The sequence below is a fragment of the Bradyrhizobium sp. URHA0013 genome (assembly GCF_000518345.1).
GTDB lineage: Bacteria > Pseudomonadota > Alphaproteobacteria > Rhizobiales > Xanthobacteraceae > Bradyrhizobium.
Map to the genome: position 1 here is coordinate 45,936 of NZ_JADK01000003.1, position 15,291 is coordinate 61,226.

14 protein-coding genes are annotated in these 15,291 nt (G+C 64.8%); 8 read left to right on the top strand and 6 right to left on the bottom strand.

The window, feature by feature from the left end; translation table 11 throughout:
• The first annotated feature begins 9 nt into the window (after positions 1-9).
• The 3 genes from putA (at position 10) to N551_RS0100240 (ending at position 5,138) form a co-directional block, all read left to right on the top strand.
• The gene (gene putA / locus N551_RS0100230; RefSeq protein WP_027565237.1) at positions 10-3,021 is read left to right on the top strand and encodes a bifunctional proline dehydrogenase/L-glutamate gamma-semialdehyde dehydrogenase PutA; all 3,012 of its coding nucleotides are present in this window, start codon (positions 10-12) and stop codon (positions 3,019-3,021) included.
• A 113-nt stretch (positions 3,022-3,134) separates the two neighbouring features.
• Positions 3,135-4,340: a CaiB/BaiF CoA-transferase family protein gene (locus tag N551_RS0100235; RefSeq protein ID WP_027565238.1), complete on the top strand. Its 1,206-nt coding sequence runs from the start codon at positions 3,135-3,137 to the stop codon at positions 4,338-4,340.
• Positions 4,341-4,490: 150 nt separating this feature from the next.
• Positions 4,491-5,138, top strand: coding sequence for a glutathione S-transferase family protein (locus N551_RS0100240; RefSeq protein WP_027565239.1), 648 nt, complete (start codon positions 4,491-4,493; stop codon positions 5,136-5,138).
• A 9-nt stretch (positions 5,139-5,147) separates the two neighbouring features.
• On the opposite strand, the gene N551_RS38570 is transcribed toward N551_RS0100240, so the two are convergent.
• From N551_RS38570 to N551_RS0100255, 3 genes are all read right to left on the bottom strand, one after another.
• Entirely contained in the window at positions 5,148-5,312 is a 165-nt protein-coding gene (locus N551_RS38570; protein WP_197031092.1) for a hypothetical protein, read from the bottom strand.
• A 99-nt stretch (positions 5,313-5,411) separates the two neighbouring features.
• Positions 5,412-6,962, bottom strand: coding sequence for a hypothetical protein (locus tag N551_RS0100250; protein ID WP_027565240.1), 1,551 nt, complete (start codon positions 6,960-6,962; stop codon positions 5,412-5,414).
• Between the two features lie 94 nt (positions 6,963-7,056).
• Positions 7,057-8,052 carry a hypothetical protein gene (locus N551_RS0100255; RefSeq protein ID WP_027565241.1) on the bottom strand — a complete coding sequence of 332 codons (996 nt, stop codon included), beginning with the start codon at positions 8,050-8,052 and terminating at the stop codon, positions 7,057-7,059.
• 289 nt (positions 8,053-8,341) lie between these two features.
• On the opposite strand from N551_RS0100255, the gene N551_RS0100260 reads away from it, so the two are divergent.
• A complete protein-coding gene (locus N551_RS0100260; RefSeq protein ID WP_027520234.1) occupies positions 8,342-8,713 on the top strand; it encodes a Crp/Fnr family transcriptional regulator in 372 nt (123 codons plus the stop codon).
• Complete coding sequence (locus N551_RS0100265) at positions 8,710-9,522, top strand: MBL fold metallo-hydrolase (protein WP_027520235.1); 813 nt, start codon at positions 8,710-8,712, stop codon at positions 9,520-9,522. The genes N551_RS0100260 and N551_RS0100265 overlap by 4 nt, the downstream gene beginning before the upstream one ends.
• Before the next feature lie 157 nt (positions 9,523-9,679).
• Here N551_RS0100265 and N551_RS0100270 read toward each other — a convergent pair whose 3' ends face one another.
• From N551_RS0100270 to N551_RS0100280, 3 genes are all read right to left on the bottom strand, one after another.
• Complete coding sequence (locus tag N551_RS0100270) at positions 9,680-10,177, bottom strand: TPM domain-containing protein (RefSeq protein ID WP_027565242.1); 498 nt, start codon at positions 10,175-10,177, stop codon at positions 9,680-9,682.
• A gap of 3 nt (positions 10,178-10,180) precedes the next feature.
• Positions 10,181-11,071 carry a YgcG family protein gene (locus N551_RS0100275; protein ID WP_027565243.1) on the bottom strand — a complete coding sequence of 297 codons (891 nt, stop codon included), beginning with the start codon at positions 11,069-11,071 and terminating at the stop codon, positions 10,181-10,183.
• A gap of 132 nt (positions 11,072-11,203) precedes the next feature.
• Positions 11,204-11,806 carry a LemA family protein gene (locus N551_RS0100280; RefSeq protein WP_027565244.1) on the bottom strand — a complete coding sequence of 201 codons (603 nt, stop codon included), beginning with the start codon at positions 11,804-11,806 and terminating at the stop codon, positions 11,204-11,206.
• 184 nt (positions 11,807-11,990) lie between these two features.
• On the opposite strand from N551_RS0100280, the gene N551_RS0100285 reads away from it, so the two are divergent.
• Genes N551_RS0100285 through N551_RS0100295 form a run of 3 tightly spaced genes read left to right on the top strand, consistent with a single transcriptional unit; the run spans position 11,991 to position 15,211 of the window.
• The gene (locus tag N551_RS0100285) at positions 11,991-12,845 is read left to right on the top strand and encodes an enoyl-CoA hydratase (RefSeq protein ID WP_027565245.1); all 855 of its coding nucleotides are present in this window, start codon (positions 11,991-11,993) and stop codon (positions 12,843-12,845) included.
• A gap of 5 nt (positions 12,846-12,850) precedes the next feature.
• Positions 12,851-13,999, top strand: a complete 1,149-nt coding sequence (locus N551_RS0100290; protein WP_027565246.1) for an acyl-CoA dehydrogenase family protein — start codon at positions 12,851-12,853, stop codon at positions 13,997-13,999.
• A 15-nt stretch (positions 14,000-14,014) separates the two neighbouring features.
• Positions 14,015-15,211: an acyl-CoA dehydrogenase family protein gene (locus N551_RS0100295; RefSeq protein ID WP_027565247.1), complete on the top strand. Its 1,197-nt coding sequence runs from the start codon at positions 14,015-14,017 to the stop codon at positions 15,209-15,211.
• Positions 15,212-15,291 lie beyond the last annotated feature (80 nt).

Sequence of the window (15,291 nt, forward strand, 5' to 3'; positions counted from 1 at the left end):
GGACACGCCATGCCGAACATTCCGCCTCCCTTCTCCGCAACCTACACGCCCGATGATGCCGATATCGCCGCGCGCCTTTTGCCGTCTGCGCATCTCGGCCCGCCGCAGGAGGCGCGGATCGACCGCACCGCGACGCGGCTGATCGAAGCCATCCGCAAGCGCGACGACCGGCTTGGCGGCGGTCTTGGCGGGGTCGAGGACATGCTGCGGGAGTTCGCGCTCTCGACCAAGGAAGGCCTCGCTTTGATGGTGCTGGCGGAGGCGCTGCTACGCGTGCCTGACGCGCGCACCGCCGACCGGTTCATCGAGGACAAGCTCGGCGAGGGCGACTTCATCCACCACGAGACCAAGTCCACGGCCTTCCTGGTCAACGCCTCGGCCTGGGCATTAGGCCTCTCGGCGCGGGTGATCCAGCCCGGCGAGACGCCCGACGGCACCATCGGCCGTCTCGTGAAGCGGCTGGGCGCACCCGCCGTGCGCACCGCCACGCGCCAGGCGATGCGGCTGATGGGCAATCATTTCGTGCTGGGGGAGACCATCGCGCAGGCCCTGGAGCGGGCCCGGCCGCGCTCGGGTGAGAGGGCGCGCCATTCCTTCGACATGCTCGGCGAAGGCGCACGCACGGCCACCGACGCCAGGCGCTATTTCGACGCCTATGCCAGTGCCATCGAGACGATCGGCAAGGCGGCCGGCAACCATCCCCTGCCCGACCGGCCCGGCATCTCCGTCAAGCTCTCGGCGCTGCATCCGCGCTTCGAGGCGATCAGCCGCGACCGCGTGATGAGCGAACTGGTGCCGCAATTGCTGGACCTGGCGCAACGCGCCAAGGCCCATGATCTCAACTTCACCGTCGATGCCGAGGAAGCCGACCGGCTGGAATTGTCGCTCGACGTGATCGCGGCAACGCTCGCCGATCCCTCGCTTGCCGGCTGGGACGGATTTGGCCTCGCGATTCAGGCTTACCAGAAGCGCGCCGGCGACGTGATCGACTATGTCGATGCGCTCGCCCGCGCGCATGATCGCAAGCTGATGGTGCGGCTGGTCAAGGGCGCCTATTGGGACACCGAGATCAAGCGCGCGCAGGAGCGCGGGCTCGAAGGCTATCCCGTGTTCACCCGCAAGGCGATGACGGATCTGAACTACGTCGCCTGCGCTCAAAAGCTGTTGAGTCTGCGGCCGCGGATCTTCCCGCAATTCGCCACCCACAACGCGCTGAGCGTCGCGACCGTGCTGGAGCTTGCCGGTGCGAACGGCGGCTTCGAATTCCAGCGCCTGCATGGCATGGGCGAGGCGCTCTACGAGCAGCTCGCCAAGGATCACCCCGAGATTGCCTACCGCACCTACGCCCCGGTCGGCAGCCATCGCGACCTGCTCGCTTATCTGGTGCGGCGACTGTTGGAGAACGGTGCCAACTCCTCCTTCGTGGCACAGGCGTCCGATTACCGCGTGCCGGTTACGGCGCTGTTGCAACGCCCGGCGGATGCCGTCGTCCGGCCGCAGCAGGCGTCCCATCCGAAAATTCCGCTGCCGGGCGATCTGTTCGCGCCGGAACGGCGCAATTCGCGCGGCGTCGAATTCGGCGCGCGCGCCGCGCTCGAGCGGTTGCTGACCGAGGTCAAGGCCGAGACGATCGACTTTAAACCTGTCACTGAGGCAACGCCGGATCAGGCCAATGCGGCAGTGGCTGCAGCGCGCGCCGGCTTTGCCGCCTGGAGCCGGACACCCGCAGCCACGCGCGCGGCGGCGCTGGAGCAGGCAGCGCATCTTCTGGAGAACCGCGCGCCCCATTTTATCGCGCTGCTGCAACGCGAGGGCGGCAAGACGCTCGACGATGCGCTGTCGGAGCTGCGCGAGGCCACCGACTTCTGCCGCTATTATGCCGCGCAGGGCCGCAAGCTGTTCGGCAACGATGTGGCGATGCCGGGTCCGACCGGCGAAAGCAACGCGCTTGCCATGCGCGGCCGCGGCGTCTTCGTCGCGATCTCGCCATGGAATTTTCCGTTGGCGATCTTCCTCGGCCAGGTCACGGCCGCGCTGATGGCCGGTAACAGCGTGGTGGCCAAGCCCGCGGAGCAGACCCCGCGCATCGCGGTCGAGGCGGTGCGGCTGCTGCACGAGGCCGGCATCCCCGCAACCGCGCTGCACCTCGTCGCCGGCGACGGCCGCGTCGGCGCCGCGCTGGCCGCGCACCCCGATATCGCCGGAATCGTCTTCACCGGTTCGACCGAGGTCGCGCGCAGCATCAACCGAGCGCTGGCTGCCAAGGACGGGCCAATCGTGCCGCTGATCGCGGAGACCGGCGGCATCAACACCATGATCGCGGATGCGACTGCGTTGCCCGAGCAGGTCGCAGACGATGTCGTCACCTCGGCGTTTCGTTCCGCCGGCCAGCGCTGCTCGGCGCTGCGGCTGCTGTTCGTGCAGGGGGACGTCGCCGACCGCATGATCGAGATGATCGCGGGCGCGGCGCGCGAGTTGAAGATCGGCGACGCCAGCGACGTCGCGACCCATATCGGCCCGGTGATCGATGTCGAGGCCAAGCAGCGCCTCGATGCGCATATCGCACGAATGAAGAGAGAGGCGCGGCTGCACTTTGCCGGCACCGCGCCGAAGGGCTGCTTCGTGGCGCCGCATATTTTCGAGCTTGGGGATGCCGGCCAGCTGACCGAGGAGGTGTTCGGCCCGATCCTCCACGTCGTGCGCTACCCTGCCGAAAATCTCGAACGCGTCCTGCAAGCCATCGAGCGCACCGGCTACGGGCTGACGCTCGGCATCCATTCCCGCATCGACGATACCATCGAGGCGATCGTCGACCGCGTCCAGATCGGCAACATCTACGTCAACCGCAACATGATCGGCGCCGTCGTCGGCGTGCAACCGTTCGGCGGCAACGGCCTCTCCGGAACCGGCCCGAAAGCCGGCGGCCCGCACTACCTCGCGCGCTTTGCGACCGAGCAGACCGTGACGATCAACACCGCAGCAGCCGGCGGCAACGCTGCCCTGCTCGCAGGGGATGAGTGAGGCGCGGCGAGGAGCGTTGCATCCCGCCGAAACATCGGTCTAATGCTGCCCGTGACGGGCCCTCGCCAATTCCAGCGCGCGGGAAACAACACGAGCGAGGGAGCAATTCCGCGATGGAAAAGGGCATTTTTGCAGGGCTCAAGGTGCTGGATTGCGCGAGCTTCATCGCAGCACCAGCGGCCGCGACCGTGCTGTCGGATTTCGGCGCCGATGTCGTCAAGATCGAGCCGCCCGGTGCCGGCGATCCCTACCGCAACCTGCCCAACATTCCGGGCTATCCGACCAGCGAGCACAATTTCGCCTGGCTGCTGGAGGCCCGCAACAAGAAGAGCATCGCGCTCGACCTCGCAAAGCCGGAGGCGCAGGCCGTGCTCTACAAGCTCGTGGAAGAGGCCGACGTCTTCATCACCAACATGCCGCCGCCGGTGCGCACCAAGCTCGGCATCACCTATGACCACCTCGCCCATCTCAATGATCGCCTGATCTACGCCTCCTTCACCGGCTATGGCGAGAAAGGCGAAGAGGCCAACAAGCCCGGCTTCGACAGCAACGCCTATTGGGCGCGCTCCGGCCTGATGGACCTCGTCCGCGCCGACACCGACACGACGCCGGCCCGCTCGGTCGCCGGCATGGGCGACCATCCCTGCGCCATGGCGTTCTACGGCGCCATCGTCACCGCGCTGTACCAGCGCGAGAAGACCGGCAAGGGCTCGCATGTCGCCTCCAATTTGATGGCAAACGGCGTGTGGGCTGCGAGCGTGCTGGCGCAGGCAAAGCTCTGCGGCGCCAAGTTCGCCGAGCGGCGGCCGCGCGAACGCGCGTTGAACGCGGTCGCCAACCACTATCAGTGCAAGGACGGTCGCTGGCTGATCCTGTCGCTGCTGAGCGAGGAGAAGCAGTTTCCGACGCTGGCCAGGTGTCTCGGCCGCGAAGACCTCATCACCGATCCGCGTTTCGCTACCAAACCCGACCGCCACGCCCGCTCCGTCGAGCTGATCAAGATCTTTGACGAGACCTTCGCGACCAGGGATCTCGCCGAATGGCGCAAGATCCTCGACGGCAACGGGCTGGTGTTCGGCATCGTCGGCATCCTGGACGACATCCCGAACGACAAGCAGATGCTCGACAACGAGGTGCTGGTGCCGTTCGAGAACGACACCATGCTCACCATCTCCAGCCCGATCTGGATCGACGGCGCCAAGAAAGTGCAGCCGCGCAAGCCGCCCGGCGTCGGCGAGCACAGTGACGAGATTTTGCGCGGCGCGGGATACGACGAGGCCGCGATCAAGCAGCTGCGGTCGCAGGGAGCGGTGGGATAGGCAATACGCTGCCACAACCCCGTCATTGCGAGCGCAGCGAAGCAATCCAGAATCCCGCCGCGGACGCATTGCTGGATTGCTTCGCTACGCTCGCAATGACGATGTCGGGAGATCGCGGTATAATAGTCGGCAAAGTAATCGCGAGGTCCCATGCCCAGCTACCGCCTGCACTACTTCCCCGAATCCGGCAACAGCTACAAGCTGGCGCTGATGCTGACGCTTTGCGGCGAGAGGTTCGAGCCGGTCTGGACCGACTTTGCCGGCGGCGTCACGCGCACGCCGGAATGGCGCAAGAGCGTGAACGAGATGGGCGAGATTCCCGTGCTCGAGGTCGACGGTGTGAAGATGACGCAGACCGCGCCTCTCCTGCTCAAGCTTACCGAGCAGTACGGGCGTTTCGGTGCCGAGACCGAGGAGGAAAAGTTCGAGCTGCTGCGCTGGCTGTTCTGGGACAACCACAAACTCACCGGCTACATGGCGACCTACCGCTTCATGCGCGCCTTCACGCAAAGTAACGATCCGCAGGTGTTGAAACACTTTCGCAGGCGGCTCGAAGACTTCCTCGGCATTCTCGACGGCCATCTCCAGCACAATGAATTCGCGATCGGCACCAGGCCGACCGTCGCCGATATCTCGATGATGGCCTATCTGCACTATCCGAGCGACGAGCACGGCTTCGATTTCGCGGAAAGCTATCCCGCCATCCACGCCTGGCTTGGCCGCATGGCCGCACTGCCCGGGTGGAAGCCGGCCTACGAGCTGCTGCCCGGCAAGCGGATGACGAACTACGCGAAGTGAGCGTGCCGACTACTTCAGCGCCAGCCAGCCGAGCGTGAACAGGATTCCACCGATGATGACGACGACCGTGACAGCCCAGGTGCTGACGCGGATGCTGCCGGTGACCTGCTTGGCCTCTTCATTCTGCGCGATCTCGCGATTGCGCTCCTTGTTGGCTTCGCTGGAGTCCGTCATGGGTCATCCAAACCGGTTGTGGGCTTTATCTTGCGCGTGATCTTCGGAAAACCGCTGCACACTTTGCGCTGGCGCGGCCCTCCGGGTCCGGATCACGCGCTAACGCGTCTTGATGAAGCACATGCCGATGCGGCGCGAGGCCGCGGCAGCCTGACAGGTCAATCCTTTAGCACAGTTCCATGACGTAAAACTCCTGTCGGCCGATCCCGATCCCGCATTTTCCAGGGAACAATGCGCGCCCCAGCCGTCCTGATATTCGGTCCCGGCCAGCTCAGTGCGGCCGCGGGTCTGCGGCCGGCTGGCAAATCCACGTGAGAAATCAGGACGTTTGCCTGCGGCCATCGCAGTCAGGATGTCGCGGCGGCGGACCTGGTCGCCAAGAAAATGCGGCGAGACCGGCACGATGGCGGCATTGGACGGCTTGTCCGCAAGCCAATCGACGCCTGGGAAATGAAAGCCGCCGATGCCGCGGGTCTGGTGGCACCCGGCGCAGGTGACGTCATTGAGGCGGCGCTGGAAGCCCGCGACCGAGCGGACGTTCTGCAGATCGATGCCACGCGCCGCAGCCTGCTTCAGCGCACCAACCACGTCATTGTCGGAGAAGACCGGCTCGCCTTGTCCCTCTCCGTTGCCCTCCCCTTGCATCATCCCGAACTCCGGCTGCAACGGAGAAGCATCGAGGCCGGCGGGCGTCGGCACGATTGCAGCCTTGGCGAGGAATTTCTCCGGGATCAGCACCGTGCCGCGATCGAAGTCGCGAAGATGATCGGGCGCAAGAAGCCAATCCCTGAAGTCGCGCCGGAGATCATTGTCGGCGAGAATGCGGTCGCGGTCGATCTGGTTCTCCAGCGTCGATTCCGCGAACGTCTTCGAGACAGCGTCGTACTTGAACACCTTGAGCAGATAGTCGGAGCGGAAATCGTGCAGCGCTGATTTCGCTGCAACCGATATCTGAACGTTGGTCTCGATGCGATCGAGCATCGCATCGTAAGGGAAGAAGTCGCTGCCGATCAGCCCCTGCCAGTCGCCATTGCTGAGCCAGCGTCGCGCGACCTCGGCGCAGGTGATCGGCTTGCCGCTCCCGTCCATCTGGCGCGCGTCGCGCGCCTTCATCACCAGATTGAGCGTCATCGGCAGCCGCGTGGCTGTCCTGCCGCCGTCCGGTTTGGTCTCGAAACGCGCAAGACGATAGATCAGCCTGATCTCGCCGCAAGAGTCTTCCGAGACATAGGCCCGGTCCATGCGGTTGACGATGCCGGCCAGCACGAAACGGGTGTCGCGGGATTTCAGATTGGCCCGATCGAACAATTGTACGTCGAAGCCCTCGCCGACGCCGATGGTCTCGGTCGAATATGCCGCCTTCTGCCGCGCGACGTAGCGGTCGATCTCGGCGTCGATTGCGGGGCGAATTTCCTTGAGCTGCGACAGCCACGAAAACATCAGATCGGTCGTCAGCGCAAAGTTCGCGTTCCGCTCCGGCCACAACAGGCGTGAGATCGTGAGCGCATCGTGCTGGTCAAGCTCGCGCAGGAGATCGGGATCGGTGATCGCCGTGCCGCGTGCCAGTTGCGCGTTCTCCGCGGCCAACAACGACACGATGCCGCCGAAAAATACGGCAGCAGCAACGAGAATTCGCAAGGCGCGGCTCATGCCTCAGGTAACACCGCGCAGGGACGACTATTCAAGCAAAAAGGCGCTTCACCTGGTGGTGAAGCGCCTCTTCGAAAGTCGGATGATGAGCGGCTCAGCGCGCGACGATCAGCCCTTTGCTGGTGACGACCACCCAGCGGCCGTCCTGGCGGCGGATCGCATCAACACGGCCGACGCCCGGGATGGGGTCACCGGCATAAACCTCGTAGAGCCCACCGCGGCCCTCGACCAGTGCACCGCCGTTGGAGACGTCGCGCAGCACCCAGCCTTCGACCGTCGGCAGCCTGCCGACCTCGGTCTTGGGTGCGGCGGGAGCCGGCGCAGCTGCCGCGGTCGCAACTTGGGTCGGCGCGATCGAGCCGGTGGTCTCACGGGCCGGCACGGCGGCTGCGGCCTGGGCGGGCGCCGCCGGCGGAGTGGCACGGAGCTTGTCGACGGTCTCGGACAGCTTCGCGATTTTGGCCATCGGCTCGGCTTGCGCCTTCTCGAGCTTGTCGAGGCGGTCGTTGGTCCGGTTGAACTGGCCGAGGCCGGTCTTGGAGGTGTGCTCGACATTGGCCTTGAGCGCGACGACATCGGCATCGATCCGGGCGACCGAGGATTCCAGCGCGCTGGTGTCGGCGACCTGTGCCGGCGCGGGGCTTGCGAAGTGCATCATCCCTGCGGTCGCGAGCGCGCCGCTGATGGCGCCGACACTGGCCGCAATCGCCACCACCGCGGCCATCGCCGACAGGCGGCGCTTGCCGCCGGTCTCGCGCGGCTCGTCCGCCTTCACATGCGGCGCAAACTCCTCACCGCCCCAAGACCGCTCCGCGGGTGCCATGACGATGAGCTTGCCGGGCTTTGGCTCGGACCTGGTTTCTGGCTTGGGCTCGGCTTTGGTTTCGAACTTCGGCGTCTCGATCCTCGATGCCTCGATTTTTGGGGGCTCGACCTTGATTGGATCGGGCTTGACCGGATCAGGCTTCGGCGGCGTCTCGTGGTCGGGGGCAATCGAGGGGGCCTCGATGCCGGCAGCAGCCTCGATGGCCTGCGGCACGGTCGCTGCGGCTACGACGACGCCAGTATCCTGGGCGGCCTGCTCGGGCATTGGTTCGCTCACGGCTCAAATACTCCAGTCTCGGTTGACCTTTTGGTAACTTTCATTGCTTGCGAATTCCTTACCTGCGGACCCGCTTACCAAAATTTTAGGAACTCATCCGGGGCCGAATTGGGCCGGGAAAGTGGAACCGGTGTGACGGCGTGCAACAAATCGTCAGCCGATGCTGCCCTGCGGTAGGGCACGCTCCCGCCAGAACAGGCTGTTTGCCCGCCCCTGTTACCCCGCTAACATGACTGCCTGTCAGCCAGAACGGCTGCAGAGGCCCTTGGGGGGTGTCATGACGATCGAGAAGTGCATCAACGAGTTTGGCGTCGATGACATCATCTTCGAGGAAGGCTCGACCGGCCGCGAGCTGTACGTTGTCCTCGACGGGGAGGTCGAGATCGCCAAGTTCAGCGGCGCCAGCAAGACCAGCATCATCAAACTCGGCAAGGGCGAATTCTTCGGCGAGATGGCCGTGATCGACGGCTCCGCACGTTCGGCGACCGCGATCGCGGCGGCGCCGAACACGAAGGTGATGAGAGTCAACCACGCCCGCTTCGTCTATCTCGTCAGCCAGCAGCCGGCGTTTGCGCTGATGGTGATGGATGCGCTGTCGAAGCGCCTGCGCGCCGCCAACGCGGTCAGCTACCGGGCGGCCCAATCATGAGCGACGGCAAGCCGACGGCCTTTCCGGTCCTGATGAAGAACGACACCTGCTCGCTGATCCAGGCGGCGGACGACGTCTACCAGATCCGTTTCTCCAATCGCGCCGCCAATGTCTATCTCGTGCGCGGCTCGGCGCGGACCATCCTGATCGATACCGGGCTGTCCTCGAATTATGCGGCGATGGTCGAATGCCTGAACTTCGTCGGCTGCCCGCCGGAGAAGATCGACATGGTGGTGCTCAGCCACGAGCATCTCGACCACATCGGCGCGGCCTGGCACTTCAACGAACGCCGCACCTTCGTCGCCGCCCATCGCCTCGCCGCCAACAAGATCATGCTGCGCGACGACTTCTCGATGCTGCGAAAGATGTTCAACGAGCCGAACGTGCCTGTTAATATCGACATCTGGCTCGAAGAAGGCAATCTGATCGACCTCGGGAATTTCCGTCTCAACGTGATGCACACGCCCGGCCACACCTCGGCCTGCATCACGCTGTTCGATCAGGACAAGGGGCTGTTGTTCGCCGCCGATACGCTCATGCCAGGCGGCGTGATGGGCGGCGTGTTCGGCTCGGGCAGCATCGCCGACTACATCGAATCGCTGGAGCGGCTCAAAGGATTGAACGCGAAGATCCTGCTATCAGGCCACGGCCGGCTGTCGGACACGCCACAGGAAGACGTGCGCATCGCCATCGCGCGCTCGCACGGCTTGCTGGAGGACACCGCACAATTGTTCGACGCGCTGGATGCGCGCTCGAACTTCGAGCCGATCATGCAGTCCGTGCGGGATCTGAACAAGCTGGATGATTAGGTGGGCTGGCGGCTGCGTGTGACTCTTTGCGAAAGAAGCACGGCGCTTCAGCATCGTCATTGCGAGCGCAGCGAAGCAATCCAGAGTCTCACCGCGGACACAGTCTGGATTGCTTCGCTACGCTCGCAATGACGGAGTGTAGGGTTATCAGCCGGGACTACATCACCACCGGCGCATCCGGCAGCTCGTTCGCATGGGGGCCCTGCGGCGGGAAATGCTTTGCCAGCTCGCGGGACACCGCCTCGATCCCGCCGATCACGCCGCGCTCGAATTGCCCTGACCTGAACTCCGCCTCCATCGCGCGGCAGATGCTCTCCCAGCCCTCGGCGCCAACCTTCGCATCGATACCGCGGTCGGCGATGATCTCGACATCGCGGTCGGCGAGCAGGAGATAGATCAGGACGCCGTTGTTGTGCGCGGTGTCCCAGATGCGCAGTTGCGAGAACACGTCGAGCGCCCGCTCGCGCGCCGGCTGGTTGCGAAACAGCGGGCCGCCATCGAGCGCGCCTTCGACCACGAACCGCACCTGGCCGGAATGCATGGCTTCGCCACGCTTGATCGCCTGCTCGATGCGGTCGAGCACGTCTTTCGGAAACACCTGCTTGGCACGCCAATGATGCTGGAGCAGATGCCGGGTGACGCGCCTGATGCTCATGACCTACCAGCTCCCCGAAGCACCGCCGCCGCCAAAGCTGCCGCCACCGCCGCTGAAGCCGCCGCTCGACGACGACCCGCTGCTCCAGCCGCCGGATGACGAGCCGCTCGACCACGAGCCGCGACGCGAGGATCCCGTGCCCGATCCCGCCCCAAACAGATCGGCAATAAACGTCAGGACAGCGCCGAGCAAACCGACACCCAGTCCAATGATCGCAGAGCCGATCACGAACCAGGCGATGACACCAACGATCGCTCCGGTTATCCCCGAACCGAACAGCCGCCCGAACATGGAGCGCAGGATACCGCCGATGACCAGCGGGCCGAACAGCAGAAAGAAAAAGAGCGGCTCGATGTCGTTCCAATCGCCGAAATTCACGCTCCGCGAGGGCGTCGGCAGCGGCTCGCCATCGATGACGCGGATCATGCGATCGACGCCCGCCGTGATGCCGCCGGCGAAATCGCCACTCCTGAATTTCGGCGTGATGGCTTCGTCGATGATGCGCCGCGACGTGACGTCGGTGAGCGCGCCCTCGAGGCCGTAACCGATCTCAATGCGGAGGTGCCGGTCGTTCTTGGCCACCACGAGGATGGCGCCGTCGTCGACCTTCTTGCGTCCGATCTTCCAGGCCTCCGCAACGCGGATCGCGAACTGCTCGATGGTCTCCGGATCCGTCGTCGGCACGATCAGGACGACGAGCTGGCTGCCTTTGCGGGTCTCGAAGTCCTGCAGCTTTTGCGACAGCGCGGCGATGTCGCCGCTGGAGAGCGTGCCGGTCTGATCGACCACGCGGCCGGTGAGCTGGGGTATGGCGACGTCGGCTGAGGCAGGAAGCGCAAAGGTGAACAGGAGCGCGACCGTGATGGCAACACGCCACCACACACTCGCTGTCATCGCCCGGCTCGACCGGGCGGTCCAGTATTCCAGAGACGCCAGCGGGATATGGTGAAGCCGCGGCGTACTGGATTCCCCGCTTTCGCGGGGAATGACAGTGGCGGGTGGGGTATGCATCGGGGTCGAAGGCACTTACTTCGATGGCGCCGGATTGAAATCGACCTTCGGTGCGGTCGAGATTTCCTTCTCGTTTGCGACCGAGAAGTTCGGCTTCTCCTTGTAGCCGAACACCATCGCGGTGACGTTGCTCGGGAACGAACGGATGGTGACGTTGTAGTCCTGCACCGCCTTGATGTAGCGATTGCGCGCCACCGTGATGCGGTTCTCGGTGCCCTCGAGCTGCGACATCAGATCCTTGAACAGCGCATCCGACTTGAGCTGCGGGTAGTTCTCGGTGACCACGAGCAGCCGGGACAGCGCGCCGGAGAGCTCGCCCTGGGCCGCCTGGAATTTCTGGAATGCGGCGGGATCGTTCAGCACCTCGGGCGTCGCCTGGATGCTGCCGACCTTGGCGCGGGCATTGGTGACGCCAAGCAGCACGTCCTTCTCCTGCTGCGCAAAACCTTTCACCGAGTTGACGAGGTTGGGCACGAGATCGGCGCGGCGCTGATACTGGTTCACGACCTCGGACCAGTTGGCCTTGATCTGCTCGTCCTCGCTCTGGATCGCGTTATAGCCGCAATTGGTGAGGCTCAACGAGGCCAGCGCCGCCAGCACGGTCAGGATCTTGCGCATCAAATTTCTCCCGGTGGAATCGGGCGCAAGCTACCAGATTGCGCGCGCGAGATGCCAGACATCTTGCGTCCTGGCCGTGGCCTGTGAAAAGCGGCCGATGTACGCAAGCCTCTTGCTTAATCCTGGCTGTAATAGTCAACTTGAGGGAACAATAATGCCAGGTCGGGAACGCCAGGGGAACGCGATGAGCTCGTTCGAGACCATCCTCGTGGAGAGGCCGGAGCCGGCGATTGTCCGGGTCGTGATGAACCGGCCCGACGCGCGCAACGCGCAGAACCTGCAAATGACCTACGATCTCAACGCCGCCTTCGATCAGGCGGTGCAGGACGACGCGGTCAAGGTGATCATTCTCGCCGGCAATGGTCCGCACTTCTCCTCAGGCCATGACCTGCGACCCGGCAGCAAGAATGAAGCGGGCGTGGATTTTCCGCCGATCGGAAATTGGGGCGGCTTCGCCGAAGCAAACGCTCATGGCCGCTTCGCGCGCGAGCAGGAGATCTATCTCCAGATCACGCGGCGCTGGCGCAACCTCGCCAAGCCGACCATTGCCGAGGTGCACGGCAAATGCATCGCCGGCGGCCTGATGCTGGCCTGGGCGTGCGATCTCATCGTCGCCAGCGACGATGCGCAGTTCTGCGATCCCGTGGTCACCATGGGTGTCTGCGGCGTCGAATGGTTCGTGCATCCCTGGGAGCTCGGCCCGCGCAAGGCCAAGGAATTTCTGTTCACGGCCGATAGCTGGAGCGCGCAGGAGGCGCATCAACTCGGGATGGTCAACCGGGTCGTGCCGCGCGCAGAGCTGTCATCCGCCGTGCTGGCGCTGGCGCGCAAAATCGCGTCAAAACCGTCCTTTGCGCTGAAGCTGACCAAGGAGGCGGTGAATCGTTCGGTTGACGTGATGGGCCAGCCCGCCGCGATCGACCAGGCCTTTGCGCTGCATCAGCTCTGTCACGCCCACAATCTTCAGGAATTCGGCATGATTGTCGATCCATCCGGCCTGCACCCCTCCGTGCGCAAGCCGCCAGCGGCCGCGGAGTAGACGGGATGGATCTCAATCTCACCGACGAGCAACGGCTGCTGCGCGAAAGCGCGGAGCGCTTCGTGGCCGAAAGCTACGATGCCGATCACCGCCGCAAGATGGCGAACGATCCGCTCGGCTTCAGTCCGGCGGTGTGGATGCAATTTGCCGAGCTCGGTTGGCTGGCATTGCCGATCGCGGAAGAGTTTGGCGGGCTCGGCGGCAGCGCGGTCGAGATCGGCATTCTGATGGAAGCCTTCGGCCGCGGGCTGGTGTCGGAGCCGTATATCGCGACGGTCGTGCTTGGCGCTGCGTTGATCGAGCGGTGCGGCAGCACGGCGCAGAAGCAGGCAATCCTGCCGAAGATCGCGGAGGGATCGTTGAAGCTTGCGCTCGCGCATTCCGAGCGCGCGGCGCGGTTCGACCTCGGCAAGGTCGCGACCACCGCTCACAAGACGGCGCAAGGCTGGCGCCTCACCGGCAGCAAGATTGCCGTGCTCGACGGCCATGCCGCCGACGAGCTCATCGTCTCCGCGCATATCCATGATCATCAGGGGTCATCCGGCCGCATTGGCCTGTTCCTGATGCCGGCGACGACGCCGAGTGTTGCGATCTCCGACTACGAGCGCCTCGGCGGCGGACGGGCCTGCAACATCGAGCTGTCGGACGTGCAACTGCTGGAGGATGCCTTGCTCGGCAATGGGCATGACGCGCTGCCGGCAATCGAATGGGCCGTTGACCGCGCCATGGCTGCGCTTAGCGCCGAGGCCGTCGGCATCATGCAGGTGCTGCTGGACACCACGCTGGAGTACACAAAGATCCGAAAGCAATTCGGCCGGCCGCTCTCGGCCAATCAGGTGATCCGCCACCGCCTCGCCGACATGGCGGTGCAGGTCGACGAAGCGCGTTCGATGGCGCTGCGCGCCGCGCTGAAGGTCGACGCCGATCCGGTCGAGCGCGCGCGGGCGGCGTCGGGCGCGAAGGCGAAGATCGGCAGATCCGCGCGTTTCGTCGGCGAGCAGTCGATCCAGCTTCACGGCGGCATGGGCGTCACCGAGGAACTCGAGGTCGGCGCTTATTTCAAGCGGCTGGTCGCGTTCGACACGTTGTTCGGCGGCAGCGCGCACCACTATGGCCGCCACGCCCGGCTTGGCCGCGGCACCGTGCCGGCCTGACACAAGGAGCGCATCATGGACCTGTCGTTCAATGCCGAGGAGCGCGCCTTCCAGGACGAGGTGCGCGGCTTTATTGCAAAAAATCTCACCGAGGAGATGAAGCGCGCGACCGCGCTGACGCCGTCGGTGTTCTCCGACCCCGATATCGGCATGGCCTGGCAGCGCACGCTGCACAAGCAAGGCTGGGGCGCGCCGGGCTGGCCGGTCGAGCACGGCGGTCCCGACTGGACGCCGGCGCAGCGCTGGATCTTCGAGACCGAAAGCGCGCGGGCCGGCGTGCCCAATGTCAACGTGATGGGCGTGAAGATGGTCGGCCCCGTCATCATCGGCTTCGGCTCGGCGGAGCAGAAGAACTTCTACCTGCCGCGCATTCTGTCCGGCGAGGATTATTGGTGCCAGGGCTATTCCGAGCCGGGCTCCGGCTCCGATCTCTCCTCGCTGAAGACGCGCGCGGTGCGCGACGGCGACGACTACATCATCAACGGCACCAAGATCTGGACCACGCATGCCCATCACGCCAACCGCATGTTCGCGCTGGTGCGCACCAGCGACGGCCCGCGGCAGCAGGACGGCATCAGCTTCATCCTGATCGACATGAAGACGCCGGGCATCACGACCCGCCCCATCCTCACCATCGGCGGCGACCACGAGGTCAACCAGGTATTCTTCGACGATGTGCGCGTTCCCGTGGCCAACCGCGTTGGGGAAGAAGGCAAGGGCTGGACCTACGGCAAGTATCTGCTCGAGTTCGAGCGCGGCTCCGGCATTGCGTCGGCAAAATTGCGCGAAGGGCTGAAGGCGATCGCGGAGCTTGCTGAATCGGACCTGACGGGCCGCGCGATCGACAGTCCTGACATCGCGACGCGCATCTCCGAGGTCGAGGTCGACATCGACGCGCTGGAGATGACCGAGCTGCGCGTGCTGTCGGCGCTGCAGACCGGACAGAATCCCGGCGCGGTGTCGTCGATCCTGAAGCTGCGCAACAGCGAGATCCGGCAGGCCGTGACCCGGCTCGGCGCAGACGTGATCGGCCATGACGCCCTCGCGGTCGAGCCGATGCGCCCGCTCTACAGGCTCAACCACGAGCCGGCGATGCCGGAGGAGATGCTGACGGTGGTGCCGGAATATCTCAACGGACGCGCCTACACGATCTTCGGTGGCACCTCGGAGATCCAGCGCGATATCATCGCGAAGATGATGTTGGGGATTTAGCGCGAACTTTTTCCTCACCCTCGGTGTCGTCCCGGCGAGGGCCGGGACGACGAGTTGGATTTGTGGCGACGGCCAGCACG

Excerpts from the sequence above, each read along its gene's own strand:
- putA (WP_027565237.1), top strand. The coding sequence starts at position 10 with ATGCCGAACATTCCGCCTCCCTTCTCCGCAACCTACACGCCCGATGAT.
- N551_RS0100235 (WP_027565238.1), top strand. The coding sequence starts at position 3,135 with ATGGAAAAGGGCATTTTTGCAGGGCTCAAGGTGCTGGATTGCGCGAGC.
- N551_RS0100240 (WP_027565239.1), top strand. The coding sequence starts at position 4,491 with ATGCCCAGCTACCGCCTGCACTACTTCCCCGAATCCGGCAACAGCTAC.
- N551_RS38570 (WP_197031092.1), bottom strand. The coding sequence starts at position 5,312 with ATGACGGACTCCAGCGAAGCCAACAAGGAGCGCAATCGCGAGATCGCG.
- N551_RS0100250 (WP_027565240.1), bottom strand. The coding sequence starts at position 6,962 with ATGAGCCGCGCCTTGCGAATTCTCGTTGCTGCTGCCGTATTTTTCGGC.
- N551_RS0100255 (WP_027565241.1), bottom strand. The coding sequence starts at position 8,052 with ATGCCCGAGCAGGCCGCCCAGGATACTGGCGTCGTCGTAGCCGCAGCG.
- N551_RS0100260 (WP_027520234.1), top strand. The coding sequence starts at position 8,342 with ATGACGATCGAGAAGTGCATCAACGAGTTTGGCGTCGATGACATCATC.
- N551_RS0100265 (WP_027520235.1), top strand. The coding sequence starts at position 8,710 with ATGAGCGACGGCAAGCCGACGGCCTTTCCGGTCCTGATGAAGAACGAC.
- N551_RS0100270 (WP_027565242.1), bottom strand. The coding sequence starts at position 10,177 with ATGAGCATCAGGCGCGTCACCCGGCATCTGCTCCAGCATCATTGGCGT.
- N551_RS0100275 (WP_027565243.1), bottom strand. The coding sequence starts at position 11,071 with ATGACAGCGAGTGTGTGGTGGCGTGTTGCCATCACGGTCGCGCTCCTG.
- N551_RS0100280 (WP_027565244.1), bottom strand. The coding sequence starts at position 11,806 with ATGCGCAAGATCCTGACCGTGCTGGCGGCGCTGGCCTCGTTGAGCCTC.
- N551_RS0100285 (WP_027565245.1), top strand. The coding sequence starts at position 11,991 with ATGAGCTCGTTCGAGACCATCCTCGTGGAGAGGCCGGAGCCGGCGATT.
- N551_RS0100290 (WP_027565246.1), top strand. The coding sequence starts at position 12,851 with ATGGATCTCAATCTCACCGACGAGCAACGGCTGCTGCGCGAAAGCGCG.
- N551_RS0100295 (WP_027565247.1), top strand. The coding sequence starts at position 14,015 with ATGGACCTGTCGTTCAATGCCGAGGAGCGCGCCTTCCAGGACGAGGTG.